Genomic DNA, 19246 nt, shown 5'->3' with positions numbered 1-19246 from the left:
GGCTCTCTCCGCTAGATCGCGACGGCGACCTGCTTCACCACCTCGTCCAGCACCGCATCCGCATTCACGCCGTCCGCACCGGCCTCGTAGGCGAGCGAGACACGGTGCCTGAGGCAGTCATGCACGACCGACTGGACGTCCTCGGGCGTGACGTAGTCGCGCCCCTGCAACCAGGCATAGGTTCGCGAGCAGCGGTCGAGCGCGAGCGAGCCGCGCGGGCTCGCCCCGACCGCGATCCAGCTCTTGAGATGTTCGCCGAATTCGGCCGGCCGCCGCGTCGCGGCGATGAGCGCGACCATGTAGGTCTCGACGACATCCTTCGTCGTGACCCGGTCGATCTCGGCCCTGGCTTGCAGAATGGCCTCCTGCGGGATTTTCGCAGGAGGGGGCGCCGGATTGGCAGGCGCCGCCGCGTTCTCGGCGCGAACCAGCCGCATCACCTTCACCTCGTCGGCGTCGGAGGGGTAGTCGATCCGGACATGCATCAGGAAGCGGTCCATCTGCGCTTCCGGCAGCGGATAGGTGCCTTCCTGCTCGATCGGGTTCTGGGTCGCCAGGACCATGAAGAGCGGCGGCAGGTCGTAGCGCTTGCCGGCGACGGTAACGTGCCGCTCCTCCATCGCCTCGAGCAGAGCCGACTGGACCTTGGGCGGGGCGCGATTGATCTCATCGGCCAGGATGAGATTGCCGAAGACGGGGCCTTTCCGGAACTCGAACTGGCCGTCAGGACGCAGGATCTCTCCGCCGGTGACGTCGGAGGGCAGCAGGTCGGGCGTGAACTGGATGCGGCTGAAATCGGATTCGAGGTTCTTCGACAGGCTCTTGATCGCCCGGGTCTTGGCGAGGCCGGGCAGGCCCTCGAGCAGGACATTGCCGTCGGCGAGCAGCGCGATGACGATGCGCTCGACGACCCGCTCCTGGCCGATGATGTCCTGGTTGATCCGGCTCTGGAGCTCCCGGACGGCATCGCGTGCGCTTTGTCCGGCTCCATCCATCGCCCAAATCCCCGGAACGCCGACAACGGCGTCGTTCCGGGGATTTGGGCGGCAGGCCCCGGCGAAGTCAGCCCTGTTACGGTTACGGTTGTGCCGGAGGCCGTCAGCCTCTCTCGCGCAGCACGCAGCGGAAGCCGACATGGCTGGTCGAGGTGTCGATCGGCTCGGCATGGCGCGCCGCCGGGCGATAGCGCCGGCAATAGCTGGGCGCGCAGAGGTGCGAACCGCCCTTCAGCACCTTGCGAGGAATGCGGATCGTCGGTTGGCGCGTATCGTAACTCTCGGCTTCCGGGCCGCCGCGCGGATTCTGCGGCACGCAGCAGGCTTTCGGCGCATCGGCCTGATGGCGCACGGACCAGAAATCGGCGGTCCATTCCCAGACATTGCCGATCATGTCGTGGAGCCCGTAGCCGTTCGGCGGAAAGGCCCGGACCGGCGAGGTGCGGGCCCAGCCATCTTCCCTGCTGTTCTCGTGCGGAAACGCGCCCTGCCAGGTATTGGCCATATGGCGGCCCTCCGGCGTGAGCTCGTCGCCCCAGGCGAACTCGCTGTCCTCGCGCCCGCCCCAGGCCGCGAATTCCCATTCGGCTTCGGTCGGCAGTGCCTTGCCGGCCCAGGCGGCATAGGCTTCGGCATCGCGATAGGCGACATGCACGACGGGATGATCGTCCAGCCCCTTGATCGAGGAGCCGGCGCCATAGGGCTTGCGCCAGGTCGCACCGAACTTGAATGTCCACCATTGCGCCCAGTCACGCGTTTCGACTGCATGCGTCGGCGGATCGAACATCATCGAACCGGCCCGCAGCATGTGCGGCAGGGCGCCGGGATAGTCCCTGGGATCAGGCGGGATCTCGGCGAAGGTGACATGGCCGGTCGCCTCGACGAAACGACGGAACTGGCTGTTGGTCACCGGCGTCTCGTCGATCCAGAACCCATCGACGCTGACGCGATGGCTCGGCGCCTCCTCGGCATAATGCCGGTCGGAGCCCATCCGGAAGGTGCCGCCTTCGATGCGGATCATGCCGTCCGTGATCGAACGCGCTTCTCCGAATGCGGCATTCATCATGGTTGGCGCTCCTTCGATCGTCCGGGCAGCGTGATCACGGTTTACCGGGGAAAACCGTCTTCCAGTCGGCTTTCATGTCGACGATGGTCCAGCCCTTGGTCCGGCCTTCGTCCAGCGCCTTGTCGAGCTTGCCGATAGGCGAGCCGCGATCATAGGCCCATTCGCGCTCGGCATCGGTGTGATGGATGATCAGCGCCAATCGCGGCCCGCTGCCTGCCGCCGTATACTGGAGCATCTGCAGGTCGCCGTCGGAATTGCCGAAGGCGAGGATCGGGCGGCGGCCGATGAAGCGGTTGATGCCGACCGGCTTGCCGGGCCCGTCATCGACGAACTCGGTCTTCGCCTGCTTGAACAGCTCCGGCCTGCCGCTGGCATCGAGACGGTACGTGACGACGCCCGACGAGCCCACGACCTGTTCCGGTGGGATGCCATAGGTCTTCTCGGCGAAGACGCGCATGAACTCGACGCCACCGCCCGAGACGATGAAGGTCTTGAAGCCCTGGCTGCGCAGATAACGCAGCAATTCGAGCTGCGGCTGATAGACCATCTCGTCATAGCGGCGCTGCTTCGTCGGATGCCGTGCCGTGTCCAGCCAGTTGCCGACAAGGCTGGCGAAAGCGTCGGTCGTCATGCCGGTATGGGTCGTCATCATGGCCTGCAGCAGGCCCTTGCCATGGTCGGCCGCGAGCGATTTCAGGTCACGTGCGAGGACTGAGCGATAGGGCTCCTTGCCCTTGAGCTCGGGCTTCTCGGTGGCCAACCGCTTGATCTCGTCGAGCGCGAACTGGAGCTGGAAATAGACCGGCTGCTCGGCCCAGAGCGTGCCGTCATTGTCAAAGGTGGCGATGCGGCGTTCGGGCGGCACGAAGTCCGGCCCGCCTTCCCGGGTAACCTTCCCGACGAAATCGAAGATGGCCTGCTTGGCCTTGCCGTCGTTCCAGGAGGGCAGCGGATCGGTCTGCGCCCAGGCGGCCGAGAACGCGCACAACGACAGAAGGATCGTTGCCCCTCTTGCAAGCTTCCCGATCAAGCGACGCATGGCCCGTCCTCCCGGTCGTCATTCCCAAGCGAAACGAGCCGGCCCATGGGCCGGCTCGTTCTATCGCGGGTGGTTACTTGCTCGCCTTGCTCGCGGCCTGATCGAGGTTCTTCATCAGGGCGTCCACCATCTGGTCGACGCTGAAGCTCGCCGGCCGCTGGCTTGGGGGGAAGTCCTTGAAGGTTCCCAGGAAGGGCGCGACCTTGTAGACGCCGTACTGGATCAGATAGGCGTTCCGGGCGAGCCAGTCATAGTACTGGTCGGAAACGACGTCGGCCCGCTCCATCGGATCCATGCGCAGGTTGAAGACCTTCGGGGCGCGCAGGCAGGTGAAGGGGTTTGACCACACGGTGAACCCGCCCGGTGCGCGCTGTTCGCAGAACACGATCTTCCAGTCGTTATAGCGATAGGAGACGAGTTCGCCGTCATCGTTGAAGTAGAAAAACTCGTTGCGGGCGGATTTTGTCTGCTGACCAGTGAGGTATGGGAGCTGGTTGTAGCCGTCGAGATGGACCTTTGCCTGCTTGCTGCCGAGCGCGGTGCCTTTCTGCAGCTTGTCCTTGATCTCGCCGTCGCCGGCGGCCGCGACAAGGGTCGGGAACCAGTCGAGGCCGGAGACCATCTCGTTCGAGATTTCGCCTGCCTTGATCTTGCCGGGCCAGCGGATCATCGCCGGGACACGGAAGGCACCCTCCCAGTTCGTATCCTTCTCGGAGCGGAACTGCGTCGTTGCCGCATCGGGCCAGGACCACTGGTTCGGACCGTTATCGGTGGTGTAGATGACGATGGTGTTGTTGGCGACGCCGAGATCGTCGATCGCCTTGAGCAACTTTCCGACATCGCCGTCATGCTCGATCATGCCGTCGGCATAGTCGTTGCCGGGCATGCCGCTCTGTCCCTTCATCGCGTCGCGGACATGGGTGAAAGCATGCATGCGCGTTGTGTTCATCCAGGTGAAGAAAGGCTTGTTGGCCTTCACCTGGCGCTGCATGAAATCGATCGCGCCGGCAGTGGTCTCGTCGTCGACCGTCTCCATGCGCTTGCGGGTCAGCGGCCCGGTATCCTCGATCTTCCCGTCAGCCGAGGATTTGAGGACGCCGCGTGGTGAGTTGGCCTTGACGTAAGCCGTGTCGTTCTTCGGGAAATAAGGCCTCTCGGGCTCCTCTTCGGCGTTCAGATGGTAGAGATTGCCGAAGAACTCGTCGAAACCATGCCGCGTCGGCAGGTATTCGTCGCGGTCGCCGAGATGGTTCTTGCCGAATTGCCCGGTCGCATAGCCGAGCGGCTTCAGGGCCTCCGCGATCGTCACGTCGCGATCCTGCAGGCCGACCGTCGCGCCGGGAATGCCGACCTTGCAGAGACCGGTGCGCAGGCAGACCTGCCCGGTGATGAAGGTCGAGCGCCCGGCCGTGCAGCTGTTCTCCGCATAATAGTCGGTGAACATCATGCCTTCCTTGGCGATCCGGTCGATATTCGGCGTCTTGTAGCCGACCAGACCGTGCGAATAGGCGCTGATGTTCGATTGGCCGATATCGTCACCGAAGATGACGAGGATGTTGGGCTTGGCCGAGCCCGCCGGGCTGGGTGCAGGCTGGGCATTTGCCGGCATTGCCGACAGCCCCAGGCCCACCGCGAGACCGACCGCGGCAAGGAATTTATGGCGTCCCATGAGACACTCCCGGTTTCGGATCCGTCGCCGGGCACTGCGCGTCATCGAGAGCGCAAGCCTGGGTGCGCGACGCCGGGAAGGTCGCACGGAGGTAGCGGGCGCTTAAGGCTGTAACTGTATCGCCGACACGCGCCGCAGCCTCAGCGGGGCGCGATCACGGCCGAGATCGACTGCACCGCAGCATCGGCGAGATCGTCGATCAGCTCGAAGCATGGTGTCGCCTTCGCAAGGAAATCCCGGAAGCCCGAAGCCAGCACCTCGCCATTGCGCAGATCGCTGAAGCGCCAGGAATAGCGGCGGCGTTCCGCCAGAGGGCGCACGGCGATGTCGAGGGAATAGGTCTCGCCGGGATGAGCGAAAAGCGCATGAATCGCGCCGGATGCGGCGCTGCGCTCCACCGGCGGAACGATGAGCGTCTTGAAATGCGCCTTTCGCAACAGCGGCAGCAGCGCGTCGGTGAAAAGCTCGCCGCGCAATTCGACTTCGGGATCGGCGCGGTCGGAGTGGTCATGGATCACCACCGCCGCGGGCGGTCCGTCGGCAATCGCGTCCGCGAGGCCTTCGAGGCTGCGACCAGCCGCAGCCATCCCCGGCGACCATGCGAATGTCGGCACATAGCTGCCGCGCGGGATCGTGATCCTGACGCGATCCCCCCCTCCCATGCCGTCGTAATAGGCGGTCAGGGCCGAGCGCAGGCGCGTGGCCTCGATACGCACGATCGGATCGACCGTCGGGTCGAAGCTGTCATCTCGTCCAAAGACGTCAACACCGATCGAATAGGCCTTGATCCGGTCGGATCGCCCTTCGATCGTCTGCGTCACGACGAAACTCAGGAAACGCCGGTTTCTTTCCGATATCCTGAGTGCATCATTGGCAAATAACGCTTGGAGAGCCGAAAGCACGTCTTCAGACGAGGGCTCCTCGCCTTCGGCCGACATCTTTTCGTCCATTGCTCCGCCTCCAAAGCCTGGATCGAAAAATCATCTTTCGTCAATCGTTGTAACAGTGGCGCAACTATTGCCATTTTGGCAAGGCACGGGTTCTCGCCGCCATAGGACCGAGAACGACGAGGTTAGGAAATCCTCTCCAGAATATCTTGTTCTGTCGCGGATGCGAGTGCGTTGTACTCCGCGGTGCGCTCCAGGCCAACCGCCGAGGGCGATTTCGCCCAGTAGGCCGCGGCCTCGCAGGCGGCCTCGTAGGCTTCGCAGAGTTCCGCCAGGCGAAGGTCATGGCCGTATTTCTCGCGCAGGACAGCGCGTCGATCCGGCCAGCGGAGCATCAGGCGGGCAAGCCCGCGTTTTTGCGCCTGTTCCATACCAGCCATCCATCGGATCGCAGGGCGTATCGAAAGCATATAAGCCCGTAATCTCGCTCCAGATGCAGTCGATACAGTTGCAGCCCCGGCAGCCGCCCCCGGCTCGATGTTTACCCCCGCAGCTTGACGCTCCCCATTGATCGTAAGACCCTTCGTTCTCGTGACGGAGGGCGCAGGCCATGAAGCGATTCCGGACCGCCCTTCTCGGTGCAACGGCCGTTCTCTGCAGCGCCTCGATCCCGACCCAGCTCTCGGCAACCGAGGGGGGCGCGAGCCTCTATCTCCCGGGACTTCACGGCCCTGGAGCCGGCATGCTGCCGCCGCCCGGCTTCTATTTCGAGAATGATTTCTACTCTTATTCCGGGCGGCTTTCGGCACGGACCCAGACGCAGTTCGGCGGCGCCGTGCTGGGCAACGTCAAGGTCGAGGCGCGGGCCAATTTCATGACCCCGACCTGGGTCACGCCTCTCCAGATATTCGGAGGCAATCTCGCCTTCGCCGTCTCCATCCCGTTCGGCACGCCGCGGATCAGCGCCGGTGCCGTGATCGCGGCACCACGCCTTGGCCGCGCCTTCGGGGTGACCGCCCGCGATGCCACCTTCAATCTCGGCGATCCCATCGTTTCCAGCTTCATCGGCTGGCACGCCGGCAATTTCCACTGGCAGGTCGGCGGCTCGCTGAGCATCCCGGCCGGCGCCTACCAGGACGGCGAGCTCTCGAACATGGCCTTCAATCGCTGGATCGGCGATGTTTTCGCGGCGGGAACCTGGCTCGATCCCAAGATCGGCCTCGATATCTCCGCCGCGGTCGGTTTCGAGATCAACGGCCGGAACAAGGACACTGACTACCGCAGCGGCAATGCCGTGCATGCCGATCTTGCGATCACGCAGTATCTCAGCAAGGAATTCTCGATCGGCCTGATCGCCTCGCACTACCAGCAGGTGAGCGGCGACAGCGGCGGCGGAGCCTCGCTCGGTTCCTACAAGGGACGCGTCACGGCCATCGGCGGCTCGATCGGCTATAATTTCAACGTCGCCGGTACGCCGGTCGCAGCACGCCTCAAGGTCATGCGCGAAGTCAGCGTCGAGAACCGGCCACAGGGAACGATCGCCCTGATCAGCCTCGCCTTCCCGCTAGGCCACGTCCCGCCCCCCGCCGCTCCAGCCCCAGCGGTCGTCAAGCACTGACATCCGCGCTCCCAGCGGGAACGCCGTTTCCTGCGCAAGGAGGTCGGATAACCCGGACGATCGCGCGCTTGCGCCGGCGGCGCCAAGCCCCCGGTACCGACTGCCCCCTGAACCTGGCGGTTGGAGAACAGCTGGCACCGGGGCATCGGGGCCGGTCTAGTTCAGGACGATGTAGAATGCCTCGGCGAGGCTCAGGTCGACCATGTCGCCCTTCCGCAGCCGTCGCAGATCAGCCCTGATCGCGGGGTCCGCGACCTTGAGGGAGCGCGGGCCGAACGGGCCGACATAGCTCACGACGTTCGTCGCCGTGTCGAATCGCTCGAACCTCGCCGTCAAAGTGATCGCCCTGACGACATATCTGTCCGGCAGGTTCTGGAACTGCGGGTCCCCCGCGGCTTCCGCGTAGGTGATCGAAGGCTTGGCCCCGCGCCTGCTGCGCCCGATGCCCAGGAGCACGCCTTCGACACGCCGGATCTCGACCATATCGCCTTCGCGAACGCGTTCGAGGTTGCCGAATACGGGCGGAACATCGACGCGCCAGGCGTTGCCGCGCTGCTCGACGATGACCGAGCGATCGGCACGGTCGATCGACACCACACGGACATTGAGCCGCTCGATCTCAACCGGGCCGACACCGGCGACGATGACCGTTTCGCTGGTGATCTCGGGATAAGGAGCGCAACCCGCGATTCCCGCGGCGATCGAGAGGGCGACAATCAGGCCAATATGTCTCGACATCAAAACCTCCCGCCTTGGATAGGATTACGTCTGCCCGGCTCGACCCTTCTTGCGGCTTTCCACCCTGCTCAGGGCGGGCAGACGTCCCAGAAGCCCTGCGTGCGCTCCGGATTGGTGTAGAACCAGCAATAGCCGGGTGCCGGCGGCTGCGAATTGACATAGGCCCTGGCCGCTGCGGCCGTCGCGAAGCCGATCGCGGCTCCCGACACGACGGCGAGGCCCGGATGCCACCAATAGCCGGCTGGCCGGACCCAGGGACGGACCGGGACGGGTGCAGGCCGATAGCCCGGGCGCACAACAGCGGCACGGCCCGCCACGACATTCCCTCTCGGGCCGCGCGCGACGTAACCTCTTCCGGCGACGGCTCCGCGCGGTCCGCGCGCGACATAGCCCCGCCCGGCTATGGCGCCGCCTCTCGGTCCGACGGCGACGCCACCCCGCGCGACGCCCCGGCGATATTGCGCCGGCTCGATGAGACCGGGCTCCGCTCTCTCCGATCCGGAAGCCATCAGCGGGAGCGCCCGTGCATCATGGGGCACGAGCGGCGACAGCATCAGCATCACCGCCAAGGCCTTGCCAGCCAAGGTCCTGGACAGAAGACCGGCCATCGGCGCCGCATGAAGGCGACCTGCCGCCTTCGTGCCTTGAAACGACATCATGTCATCTCCTCCCGTGCTTCATCAGCTTTTCGGGCACCGGCGACGCGAAGCATGGCACCGCGCCGCAGCGCGATACCCGGCCTCTCATTTGTCGCATCGGTTGTAGCTCGTCTCGACCTCCGGGAAGTCCGGATCGAAGCGCACCAGGCCGCCATCGGGCATGAGGCGGACGGAGACGCTCATCGTCTCGAAGATGATCTTGGTCTGGCAGCTGAGCAGAACCATCAGCACATCGCCCTTCTGCTTCGACGAGATCGCCTCGCAGCTCGCCTGTGTGCCGCGAACCTGCTTGCCCGTCGCGATGAAGCCCGACCAGCCATCGGCCGAATTCTTGAAGACGAGGCGGCCATTGCGCTTGGCGAAGACCTGGTCGCAACGTGCCGCGCTGGTCGCCCAGGCGCCTTGCAGGCGTTCGACGGCCTGGCTGGAATGGCCCGCGATCGTCGCGGCAGCGGCGAGCAGCGCCGCAGCCAAAAGCTTCATGCCTCGTTTCATGCCCTTGCCCACTGAACCACCGGTCCGGCCGACCTTGTTTGCGTGTCGCAATGGGCGCTAGCTAATCAGAGTCCGCAGTCAGTTTGTGATCGAAACTGTTACATGACGAGGCAAGGATTCCGGGTCGTCGCTCGAAGCAGCGCGAATGCTCGCAAGCCCGGTTGCCGGTTCAGCCAGATCGCAAGAAACGGCGGCTCAACAATCGGAGGGCTTGTCGTGAGAATCTCCGCGCTCGTGACCGTCATCGATCTCAGCGGCTTATTCGGCCACTGGCGCTTGGAGTGAGCGTCGGCGTACAAAACCAATGCGTGGCGACACTTGGGCCGAACCATCGACGCAAGCCGTTTTCTTATCTGCGCGGGATGATATCGATGAACAAGCGAGCAGATCATGTGCTTCGCCAAACGCATGCTGCCTGACGCAAAGCGCGCCCCGCCCGCTCGGCACGGAGCGCTTTCGATCGCCGCGGTGCTTCATGCGGCGACGGTGCTTGCCGCCATCTGCTTTTCCACCTTCGCCGGTTCGCAAGCAGGCGCCGCCAGCAAACCACCCGCGTTCCTGCGCAGCTGCACCATCACGCCTCCGGACCCGGCTCCGCTTTTCTCCTCCCCCACCGCGTCGAAGCCGGTCGCGGAAAACGATGAGGACGACGATGATGATGAGGACGAAGACGAGGATGACGAAAGCCCTCGCGGCTTCGTCTCGCCGGGATCCGGCACCTGCATCGCCGTATCCGGCACGGTCAATGCCGGGATCCAGCGCGACGACTACAAGGCGAACGCACTGGCGCGGGCGACCGGACTGGTCCCGCAGAGCGCCACCAGCTTTCCCCTGAGCACTACCTTCCGGATCGAGACCGGTCAGACGCTTCCGGATGGCAGCTATCTGGCGAGCGCCTTCGAGTTCTCCGTGGACACGACCAGCGAGGGCGGCAGCGAGCTCACGCTGAGCGAGGCCAGCGTCACCTTCGGCGCGTTCGCCTTCGGGCTTGCGGGCTCGCGCTTCGATTTCTGGGCCGGCGACGAATTCGCCTTCGTCGGGCGGATTCCGAGCCGCACCGTGGCGCTGATCGGCTATGAGCGCCAGCTGACCGAACAGCTCAGCCTGTCGCTTTCGGCCGAAGACGCCTCCGCCGACCGGCGCACGGTGTTGCCGAGCCGGGGAAATCGTGTGCCCGACGGTGTCGTGCGGTTGCTTTACGAACAGGACGGCTTGACGCTGCACGGGGCCCTCGCGGCGCGGGAGGTGCCGAGCGGCGGTTCCAGCCGCATTGGCCGGGCTGCGATCCTCGGCGCGACCTGGGAGACGAAGTTGCTGGACCGGTCACTGACGCTGACCGCCCAGGTCGCCGGGGCCGTGAACGCGGCGCCCTATATCGGTTCGCGAATCGACCAGCGCACGGCTTTTTCGGTCCTGACCGGAGACCTCACGACGCGCGGCTGGTCCGGCGTGGTCGCGATCGGACGGGAATGGACCGACGAGTGGTCGAGCAACGCCTATGTCAGCCGCTATCGGCTTTCGATTCCGAACGCCTCCGGGCTGGCGGGCCGAATCCAGATCGACCGCGTGGCGGCCAACCTGGTCTGGGCGCCGGTCGATGGGCTGCGCCTCGGCCTCGAAGGTTCCGTCGCCTGGCAGAAGCTCGACATCGCCGGAAACGCACGCGCAGCGAGCCTTTCCGGCCGGCAGAGCTCGGCACAGCTCTTCCTCGAACGAACCTTCTGATGCTGCGCTCGATCGCGCAGGCGCCGTCATCGGCAAGGCATGGCGGGAAACCACCATGCAGAAGCGATCTTCTCCGGATCGGCTGTCTCAGAGCGCGATAGTGGCCCTGACAGTCATTGCCTCTGCCCCTGCCCGGCGAGGCAGGCCCGCGCTTGCAGCGCCATCACGCGCTCTTCGTTGGCCTTGATCACGATGACCTCGAATGCGCCGAGAAAGCGCAGGCGTTCGACGATCGCATCGCGCACGGGAGCCGCGTGCTCGCCGATGCCCCCAGTGAAGACGAGCGCGTCGATCCCACCGATGGCGGCCGCCATGGATGCCGCGAACTGCGCAACCTTGAGCGCGAAATAGTCGAGCGCGAAGCGGGCGCGCGGGTCGTCGCTTTTCAGCAGCGTCTCGACATCGTTGGAGAGGCCCGACAATCCCAGCAGACCCGAGCGTTCATAGAGCGCGTCCGAGACCTCCTGCGCGTTCATGCCCAGGCTCTGGAACATGTAGAGCACGGCCCCGGCATCGAGCGCGCCGCAGCGCGTCCCCATCGGCAGACCATCGAGCGCCGTCATTCCCATGGTGGTGTCGATGCTGCGCCCGCCCAGGATGGCGCAGAGGCTCGCGCCATTGCCGAGATGAGCCGCGACGACCCGGCCGGCATGGAGACGGGGATGCTGCTCGGCCAGCACCATCTCCAGCCATTGATAGGACAGGCCGTGAAAGCCATAGCGGCGGATGCCCTTGTCGCGCAGCTCCTGATCGAGTGCGAAATTGTGGGTCAGCGCGTCGTGGCGGGCGTGAAAGGCGGTGTCGAAACAAGCGATGTTCGGCACATCGCCCATCAGGCGCCGGGCAGCGGTCACCGCAGCCAGGTTATGGGGCTGGTGCAGTGGCGCCAGCGGCGAAAGCCCCTCCAGCGCCGCGAAGACCTCGGGCGTGACCACGACCGGATCGACAAAGCGTTCGCCGCCATGGACGATGCGATGGACGATCGCCTTCATCCGCCAGGCATCGTCATGGCGGTCGACGAAGGCGAGGACCGCCGCAAGAGCAGTGTCATGGTCGCAGGCCGGCGGCAGCGCGATGCGCTCCCGGGTGCCGCCCGCGAGGCTCGCGTCCATGGCGGGTTCCGGCTCGCCAAGGCGCACGGCCTTGCCCCGCGCGAGAACGTCGAGATCGCCGACGCGAAAGACCTGGAACTTGAGGCTGGACGAGCCGGCGTTGAGGACGAGAACGGTGTCGATCACTTGATCCGCCCCGTGCGGCGTGCTTCCGCCAGAAGGACGGCCAGCGCACAGGAGAGCAGGCGCGCGCGCAGATTATCGGCGCGGCTCGTCAGAATGATCGGCACGCGCGCGCCGAGCACGATGCCCGCAGCGTCGGCGCCGCTCAGGAAGGTCAATTGCTTCGCCAGCATGTTGCCGGCCTCGATCTCGGGAACCAGGAGGATATCGGCATGGCCGGCTACGGCCGAGGCGATGCCCTTCTCCTTCGCCGCTGCGGCGCTGATCGCATTGTCGAAGGCGAGCGGCCCATCGACGATGGCGCCGGTGATCTGGCCGCGATCGGCCATCTTCGAGAGGGCGGCGGCATCGAGCGTCGCCGTCATATGGGGATTGACGGTCTCGACGGCGGCCAGCACCGCGACCTTCGGCAATTCGTCGATGCCGTTCAGCGCGACATGCCAGAGGTTGACGGCGTTCTGGACGATATCGGCCTTCGTCATGAGATCGGGCGCGATGTTGACCGCGGCGTCGGTGATGATGAAGGGCTTGGGGTAGCTCTCGATATGCATCACGAAGGCGTGCGAGATGCGCCGCTCGGTCCGCAATCCGGAATCAGATCGGACGACCGCGCCCAGAAGCTCGTCGGAGTGGAGCGAGCCCTTCATCAGCGCATCGAGTTCGCCGGCGGCGGCCAGCGAGACCGCCTTCGCCGCGGCTTCGTGGCTGTGTTCGGTATCGACGATCTCCCAGGGCGAGATGTCGATGCCGGCCTCCTGCGCCGCAGCGTGGATGCGGCCGGCCGGGCCGATCAGGACAGGCGCGATCAGCTGCTCGCTGACGGCATCGGCCACCGCCTCGATCACATTGGCCTTGACGGGATGCACCACCCCGGTCCGCACGGCCGGAAGCGCCTCGCAACGGCCGAGCGCAAGCCGGAAATACTCGGAGGAGGTCAGCGTCGTCATGGCGCCTCTCTAGCGTTGCGTGGCGAGCCAGCGGGCGATGCCGGGCCATGTCTCACTGAGGGTCTTACGCCCCATGAACAGGCCGATATGGCCACCGGGCACCAGCTTCTTCTCGATCAGCTTCTTCGGCGTGCCGACGAGGCCCTCCGCGGCGAAGACCTGCTCGCTGGTGGTGATGTCATCCTCGGCGCCGGCCAGCAGATAGACCGGGCAGGTCACGTCCTTCAGGCTGAGGCGCCGGCCGAGACCGACGAACTCGCCCTTGGCGAAGCGGTTGTCCTTGAAGATCTGCTCGATGGCCTGGAGATAGTAGACGCCCGGCAGGTCGAGCGGGTTCTCATACCAGGCGGCGAAGGTCTCGGTCCGGTCGAGATAATTGCGGTCCGCGAGGTTCTGGTAGAGCCGGACGAACTTGTCGACGTAGTGCTCCTCGGGATGCATATTCTTCCAGCCCGCGAGCATGAAGCGCCCCGGCATCAGGCCGCGGCCGGCCCGCACCATCGCCTGATAGCTCTTCAATGGCATGGTCTGCGCCATCTGCTTGATCGGGCCGTTGCCCGCATCGGCATCGATCGGCGAGCCCGCCAGCACCAGCGACCTGACCTTATGCGGGAAGCGCGAGGCCAGCATCGCGCTCAGCCAGCCGCCCTGGCAGAGCCCGACCAGATGCACCACGCCGCCGAGATCATCGATCGCAGCGTTGAGTTCAGCCAGATAGGTGTCGATGCTGAAATAACGCATCTCCTGCGTCGCTGGCTTCCAGTCGGTGACGAGGACGTGCTCCACGCCGTTCGCCAGCAAGACCTCGACGAGGCTCTGGCCGTTGTCGTAATCGGCGATGGTGGCGCCATGCCCGGCATAGGGGGCGTCGACCAGGACGGGGATGCCGCCGGCGACGGCCTTGCCGAATTCGCGCAGGCGCATGGTGGGCAGGTCGAGGCGCACCGTGTTGGGCGTCGCCCAGTCCGGCGGCGGCGGGCGGGTGATCTTCACGGCTTCGGAGAGGAAATCGAGATTGCGCTCGGTCAGGCGCAGCGCGGCATCGACGGGCCAGAACCAGGGCAGGCTGAGTTCCGCGGGGCGGTCGGCATCGAGCTGTGGAGCGGGATTGGACTTCTTGCGGGCGGTCATGTCGAGCGGAGCCTCCTCCCGTCAAGTCGGAACACTAGGAAGCCGACAGCGCGATGACAATCGACCGGGCCGCTTCCGCTCCCGCGGCAAAACCGCCCTCACGCGAAGATCACTTTCCGGAAGCGGGCGAGCGCGAAGGCGAAATAGGCCGCGCCGATCGCGATGATCTTGACGATCTCGGGCCAGACCACGTCGAGGCCGGCGCCGCGATAGAGCACGCCCTGCGAGAAGGCGACGAAATGCGGGGTCGGCGAGAAGACCCGCATGATCCATTGCAGCCAGAGCGGCATGCTCTCCATCGGTGTCGTCGCGCCGGACAGGAGCTGCGTCACCACGAAGACCGGGATCGCGAGCAGGCCGAACTGCCCCATCGTCGTCGCCAGCGTCCCGAGCAGGATACCAAGCGCGGCGACCGAGAAAGCATAGATCGCCGTCCCCAGCACGAAGAGGAGGAGCGAGCCGGCGATCGGCACGCCGAGCATCCATTCGACGACGAGCACGAGCGAGGCCACCGCCGCGACGAGAATGACCAGGGCGTTCGCCACCATCTTCGCGAGCATGATCTCGACCGGCGTGACCGGCATCACCAGGAGGTGTTCGACCGTGCCCTGCTCGCGCTCCCGGATCAGGGCCGCGCCGGTCAGGATGATCGTCAGCAGGGTGACGTTGTTGAGCACCTGCATCACCGAGCTGAACCAGCCGGAGTCGAGATTGGGGTTGAAGCGCGCCCGCACCACGAGATTGATCGGCGATGCGGTCGCGGTCTCGCGCCCGGCCTGCCTGTTCGCGATCTCCTGCGCGATGATCTGCTGGATATAGACCGCGCCGTTGCCGGCCTGGGTCATCGCGGTGGCATCGATATTGAGCTGCAGCGCCGTCTGCCGCCTGGCCAGCAAGTCCGCCTGGAACTTCGGCGGGATCTCGAGCACGAAGACGAGCCGGCCGGAGTTCATCTCGGTGTCGATCTCCGAGGCGGCGATGCGTTTCGAGACCTTGAACAGGGGCGCGCCGAAGGCACCGAGCAGCGAGCGCGAGAACTCCGACTGGTCCTCGTCGACGATCCCGATGGTGAGGTCGCGCGCCTCCAGCTTCACGCCGGTCGCGACCGTGTAGACGGCGATGCTGAAGGTATAGGCCACCAGCACCAGCATGATGGGGTCGGCGCGCAGGCTGCGCAGCTCCTTCACCACGAGGCGCAGGATGTTCTGGAGATGGATGACGAGCGCCGCCATCTCAAACCTCCTGCTTGCGCAAGGCAAGCTGCGCGACGACGAGGAAGAGCAGGACGAAGACGGCCAGCATCACCAGGTTGGGCCAGAGCTCGGCTGCGCCCAGTCCCTTGGTGAAGACGCCGACGCTGACCGGCTGGTACCAGGCCGGCGGCAGGCTCATGCCAATGATCCGGCCGCCGCCCGAAAGCGAGGCGACCGGCACCATCAGGCCGGAGAAGTTGACTGCCGGGATGATCGACAGGATCGCGGTTGCGAACACGGCCGAGACCTGCGTGCGGGTGAAGCTGGAGATCAGCTGGCCGAAGCCGGTCGTGGCGGAGACATAGAGCAGCGTCGCCAGCACCAGCACCCAGGCCGGCCCCTTGATCGGAACCGCGAAGACGGTGAGCGCGATCAGCGCCAGCATGACGAAGCTCGCCATTGCCACGGCGATATACGGCAATTGCTTGCCGAACAGGAATTCGAAGCGGCTGATCGGCGTCGAGCGGAAATTGGCGATCGAGCCGGTCTCCTTCTCGCGGACGACGCCGATCGCCGACATGATCGCCGGTATCAGGATCAGCATCAGCATGATCACGCTCGGCACCATCGCATTGGCGCTCTTGAAGGCCTGATTGTAGCGGAATCGGGTTTCGATCGTGACGGGCGACGGCGCATGGCTCGACGCGGCCTGCGCTGCCGCGAAACCCTGCGCATATTGCGTCGCCAGGCCGGTGACATAGCCGCGTGTGGTCTCGGCGCGGAACGGCATGGCGCCATCGAGCCAGACCGAGAGCTCCGGCGCGCGCCCTGCCATCAGGTCGCGGCCGAAGGAGGGCGGGATCTCGATCGCAAGCTGAATCTCACCGCTTCGCAGGCGCTGGTCGAGTTCGGCGGCGGAGCGGATCGGCGCCTGCTCGTTGAAATAGCGCGAGCTGGAGAAGGCCTCGACCAGTTGCCGGCTCTCCATCGAGTTGTCCTGGTCGAAGGCTGCGAGTTTCAGGTTCTCGACATCGAAGGAAATGCCGAAGCCGAAGGCCAGCATCAGCAGGAGCGGCCCGAGGAAGGAGAAACTCAAGCGGATCGGATCGCGCAGCAGCTCCATGGTTTCGCGGCGGGTGCAGGCCCAGAGCCGGCGCGGATCGAAGCGGCGGGCCGGCGGCGCCGGCCTGGTAGCGGCAACAGGCGTCATGGCTGTTTCCGGAGGCGCATCCTCGATTCCGGCTGCCTCCTTGAGATAGGCGATGAAGGCCTCTTCGAGCGTGTCGACGCCGCGCTTCTGCGCCAGCTCCGGCGGGGTGCCGACCGCCAGCACCTTGCCGGCATGCATGAAGGAGATGCGGTCGCAGCGCTCCGCCTCGTTCATGAAATGGGTCGACAGGAAGATCGTCACGCCGTCGTCGCGCGAGAGGTCGATCAGCGTGCGCCAGAAGGCGTCGCGCGCGATCGGATCGACGCCCGAGGTCGGCTCGTCGAGGATCAGCATGGCCGGCTTGTGCAGGACGGCGACGGCGAGCTGCAGGCGCTGGCGGATGCCGAGCGGCAGGCTCTCAGGCCGCTCGTCGGCGACATCAGCCAGATCGAAGCGGGTCAGCAGCTCCGCGATCCGGCCGGGAATCTCGGCCGGCGGCAAATGGTAGAGCTCGGCATGGAGCACGAGATTCTGGCGGACCGTCAGCTCGCTGTAGAGCGAAAAGGCCTGCGACATGTAGCCGACATTGCGGCGCGTCTCCATGTCGTCGGCTGCCAGCGGCTGGCCGAAAAGCCTGGCCGTGCCCTCGGTCGCCGGCAGCAGGCCGGTCAGCATCTTCATCGTCGTCGACTTGCCGCAGCCGTTTGAGCCGAGGAAGCCGAAAATCTCGCCGCGGCCGATGCGGAAGCTGACATGGTCGACGGCGACGAAATCGCCGAAGCGGCGGGTCAGACCCTCAGCCTCGATCGCAGGCGTCGCATCGGCGCTCACGACCCGCGGCCGCATCACGACCTCCCGGTGCTGCGCGCGCTTGGCCTCCGGCAGCAAGGCGACGAAAGCGCCTTCCAGCGTCGACTGCCCTGCCTTCTCCCGGAGTTCGGCGGGTGTGCCGGTGGCGATCGCCTTGCCGTCATCCATCGCCACCAGCCAGTCGAAGCGTTCGGCCTCCTCCATATAGGCGGTGGCGACGATGACGCTCATGCCCGGACGACGGGTGCGGATCGTGTCGATCAGGTCCCAGAACTGGCCGCGCGAGAGCGGATCGACGCCGGTCGTCGGCTCGTCGAGGACAAGCAGATCGGGATCATGGATCAAGGCGCAGCAGAGCGAGAGCTTCTGCTTCATGCCGCCGGATAGCTTCGCGGCAGGCCTGGCCTCGAACGGATCGAGCCCCGTTGCCTTGAGCAGTTCGTCGATGCGGCTGCGGCGCTCAGTGGCGTCCTGCCCGAAGAGCCGGGCATGGAAGTCGATATTCTCGAAGACCGAGAGCGTCGGGTACAGATTGCGCCCGAGCCCCTGCGGCATGTAGGCGATGCGCCCGCGCCGCGCCTCGCGCTCAGCCTTGATGCCGAGATCACCGCCAAGCGCATGGACGCTGCCCTGCTGGATGACCCGCACCCCGGCGACCAGTGCGAGCAAGGTCGATTTGCCGACGCCATCCGGCCCGATCACCCCGATCATCCGGCCGGCGGGGATATCGAGGGTCAGCGCGTCGAGGGCGATTGCCTTGCCATAGCGGTGCGTGACCCCCGCGAGGCTGGCGGCAGGGGCAGCCTCCGTCATGGCAGCTTCACGGCGAGAGAGTCAGGCCATTTCGCGCTGGGGGACGTGCGGACGAAGCCGAGGCCACGCACGCCCGTCTTCACCTGCCGGTGATACCTTGCGAGCAGCTCGCGATCGACCTGGAGCTTGGCCCGGAAGACCAGTTTCTCGCGTTCCTCGGCGGTCTCGACCGCCTTGGGCGTGAACTGCGCATCGGCCGCGACGAAGCTCACCGTCGCCGGGATGACATATTGCGGGACGGGGTCGAGGATGATGCGCGCCTCGTCGCCCAGCGCGAGCTGCCCCGCCTGCGCGGCCGGCAGGTAGATCGTCATGTAGACATCCGAGAGGTCGAGGATCGTGACGACGCGCGTGCCGGCCGCAACCACCTCGCCGGTTCGGGCAAGCTGGTACTGGACACGCCCGCTGCGCGGCGCGAGCAGCACGAGATCGACCAGGATCGCCTTGATCTGCTCGGCATCGGCTTCGGAGGCGTGGATCGCGAACTGGGCCTGATCGCGTTGCGCCTGGGCAGCCCGCAGCGCCGCGTCGGCCGCATCGGCCTTGGCCGAGCGCTGGTCGTCGACCTGCTTGCTGAGATAGCCCTTTGCGACAAGTTCCTTGCCCCGCTCGGCATCGGTCCGGGCGAGGATCTGGTCGCTCCTGCGCTGGGCGATCAGCGCCTCGGCCTCCGCGAGGGCCTGACGGGCGCGCAGCACCTGCGCCTGTGCGGACCGCAGTTGCGCTTCGTATTCTGGCGACGAGATGCGGGCGATCACCTGCCCGGCCGTGACCTCGTCCCCCTCCTTCACAGTGACCTCCGCCAGGCGGCCGGCATATTTCGAGGACACGTCGACCTGCGTCGCCTCGATGCGGCCGTTGGTCTTGACGATGCCCTCCGGCATCGTGTCGCCCCGCAACCTCTCGATCAATGCCCTGATGCGGGACTGTGCCTGCGCGCCTGGTGCCGGCAGGACGAGTGCAGCGAGAAGGATTGCTGCAACGGCTCGAAAGCGGCGCATCTTGGATCTCCGAAGGACAGCGGCGGAACCGGCATGGGCTACCGCCTTAACATGCGGGACGCAGCTGGCCAGGCC

At 65.8% G+C, this 19246-nt stretch carries 17 protein-coding genes; 2 read left to right on the top strand and 15 right to left on the bottom strand.

Going from position 1 to position 19246, the window contains the following annotated elements:
* Window positions 1-11: 11 nt before the first annotated feature.
* From AC3WMA_RS24365 to AC3WMA_RS24340, 6 genes are all read right to left on the bottom strand, one after another.
* Window positions 12-995: an AAA family ATPase gene (locus tag AC3WMA_RS24365; protein WP_492287845.1), complete on the bottom strand. Its 984-nt coding sequence runs from the start codon at window positions 993-995 to the stop codon at window positions 12-14.
* Between the two features lie 103 nt (window positions 996-1098).
* A complete protein-coding gene (locus AC3WMA_RS24360; protein ID WP_492287844.1) occupies window positions 1099-2061 on the bottom strand; it encodes a formylglycine-generating enzyme family protein in 963 nt (320 codons plus the stop codon).
* A 34-nt stretch (window positions 2062-2095) separates the two neighbouring features.
* Complete coding sequence (locus AC3WMA_RS24355; RefSeq protein WP_492287843.1) at window positions 2096-3100, bottom strand: HAD family hydrolase; 1005 nt, start codon at window positions 3098-3100, stop codon at window positions 2096-2098.
* Between the two features lie 73 nt (window positions 3101-3173).
* A complete protein-coding gene (locus AC3WMA_RS24350; protein ID WP_492287842.1) occupies window positions 3174-4769 on the bottom strand; it encodes an arylsulfatase in 1596 nt (531 codons plus the stop codon).
* Window positions 4770-4909: 140 nt separating this feature from the next.
* Window positions 4910-5590 (bottom strand): hypothetical protein, encoded by a 681-nt coding sequence (locus AC3WMA_RS24345; protein ID WP_492287841.1) that lies wholly within the window; start codon window positions 5588-5590, stop codon window positions 4910-4912.
* Between the two features lie 251 nt (window positions 5591-5841).
* Window positions 5842-6087: a hypothetical protein gene (locus AC3WMA_RS24340; RefSeq protein WP_492287840.1), complete on the bottom strand. Its 246-nt coding sequence runs from the start codon at window positions 6085-6087 to the stop codon at window positions 5842-5844.
* Between the two features lie 179 nt (window positions 6088-6266).
* On the opposite strand from AC3WMA_RS24340, the gene AC3WMA_RS24335 reads away from it, so the two are divergent.
* Window positions 6267-7274, top strand: coding sequence for a SphA family protein (locus tag AC3WMA_RS24335; protein ID WP_492287839.1), 1008 nt, complete (start codon window positions 6267-6269; stop codon window positions 7272-7274).
* 156 nt (window positions 7275-7430) lie between these two features.
* Here the strand turns inward: AC3WMA_RS24335 and AC3WMA_RS24330 are convergent, their stop codons facing one another.
* The 3 genes from AC3WMA_RS24330 to AC3WMA_RS24320 form a co-directional block, all read right to left on the bottom strand.
* On the bottom strand, window positions 7431-8012 hold the full coding sequence (locus tag AC3WMA_RS24330; protein WP_492287838.1) for a hypothetical protein: 582 nt from the start codon (window positions 8010-8012) through the stop codon (window positions 7431-7433).
* A 68-nt stretch (window positions 8013-8080) separates the two neighbouring features.
* On the bottom strand, window positions 8081-8671 hold the full coding sequence (locus AC3WMA_RS24325) for a hypothetical protein (RefSeq protein ID WP_492287837.1): 591 nt from the start codon (window positions 8669-8671) through the stop codon (window positions 8081-8083).
* Window positions 8672-8755: 84 nt separating this feature from the next.
* The gene (locus AC3WMA_RS24320; protein WP_492287836.1) at window positions 8756-9154 is read right to left on the bottom strand and encodes a hypothetical protein; all 399 of its coding nucleotides are present in this window, start codon (window positions 9152-9154) and stop codon (window positions 8756-8758) included.
* A gap of 402 nt (window positions 9155-9556) precedes the next feature.
* Here AC3WMA_RS24320 and AC3WMA_RS24315 point away from each other — a divergent pair, with 402 nt between their 5' ends.
* Window positions 9557-10891, top strand: coding sequence for a porin (locus AC3WMA_RS24315; RefSeq protein WP_492287835.1), 1335 nt, complete (start codon window positions 9557-9559; stop codon window positions 10889-10891).
* 113 nt (window positions 10892-11004) lie between these two features.
* Here the strand turns inward: AC3WMA_RS24315 and AC3WMA_RS24310 are convergent, their stop codons facing one another.
* From AC3WMA_RS24310 to AC3WMA_RS24285, 6 genes are all read right to left on the bottom strand, one after another.
* Window positions 11005-12129 carry an acetate/propionate family kinase gene (locus AC3WMA_RS24310; RefSeq protein ID WP_492287834.1) on the bottom strand — a complete coding sequence of 375 codons (1125 nt, stop codon included), beginning with the start codon at window positions 12127-12129 and terminating at the stop codon, window positions 11005-11007.
* Entirely contained in the window at window positions 12126-13073 is a 948-nt protein-coding gene (locus AC3WMA_RS24305; protein WP_492287833.1) for a bifunctional enoyl-CoA hydratase/phosphate acetyltransferase, read from the bottom strand. The genes AC3WMA_RS24310 and AC3WMA_RS24305 overlap by 4 nt, the downstream gene beginning before the upstream one ends.
* Window positions 13074-13082: 9 nt before the next feature.
* Complete coding sequence (locus AC3WMA_RS24300) at window positions 13083-14204, bottom strand: alpha/beta fold hydrolase (RefSeq protein ID WP_492287832.1); 1122 nt, start codon at window positions 14202-14204, stop codon at window positions 13083-13085.
* A 98-nt stretch (window positions 14205-14302) separates the two neighbouring features.
* A complete protein-coding gene (locus tag AC3WMA_RS24295) occupies window positions 14303-15436 on the bottom strand; it encodes an ABC transporter permease (protein ID WP_492287831.1) in 1134 nt (377 codons plus the stop codon).
* A 1-nt stretch (window position 15437) separates the two neighbouring features.
* Window positions 15438-18170 (bottom strand): ribosome-associated ATPase/putative transporter RbbA, encoded by a 2733-nt coding sequence (gene rbbA / locus AC3WMA_RS24290; RefSeq protein WP_492287830.1) that lies wholly within the window; start codon window positions 18168-18170, stop codon window positions 15438-15440.
* Window positions 18167-19171: an HlyD family secretion protein gene (locus AC3WMA_RS24285; RefSeq protein WP_492287829.1), complete on the bottom strand. Its 1005-nt coding sequence runs from the start codon at window positions 19169-19171 to the stop codon at window positions 18167-18169. Before AC3WMA_RS24285 ends, rbbA begins: the two co-directional genes overlap by 4 nt.
* Between the last annotated feature and the right edge of the window lie 75 nt (window positions 19172-19246).

The organism is Allobosea sp. FW305-C-101 (assembly GCF_058783685.1).
Note: the sequence above shows the minus strand (reverse complement) of the source record. Positions and strands in the feature narration are given on the sequence as shown.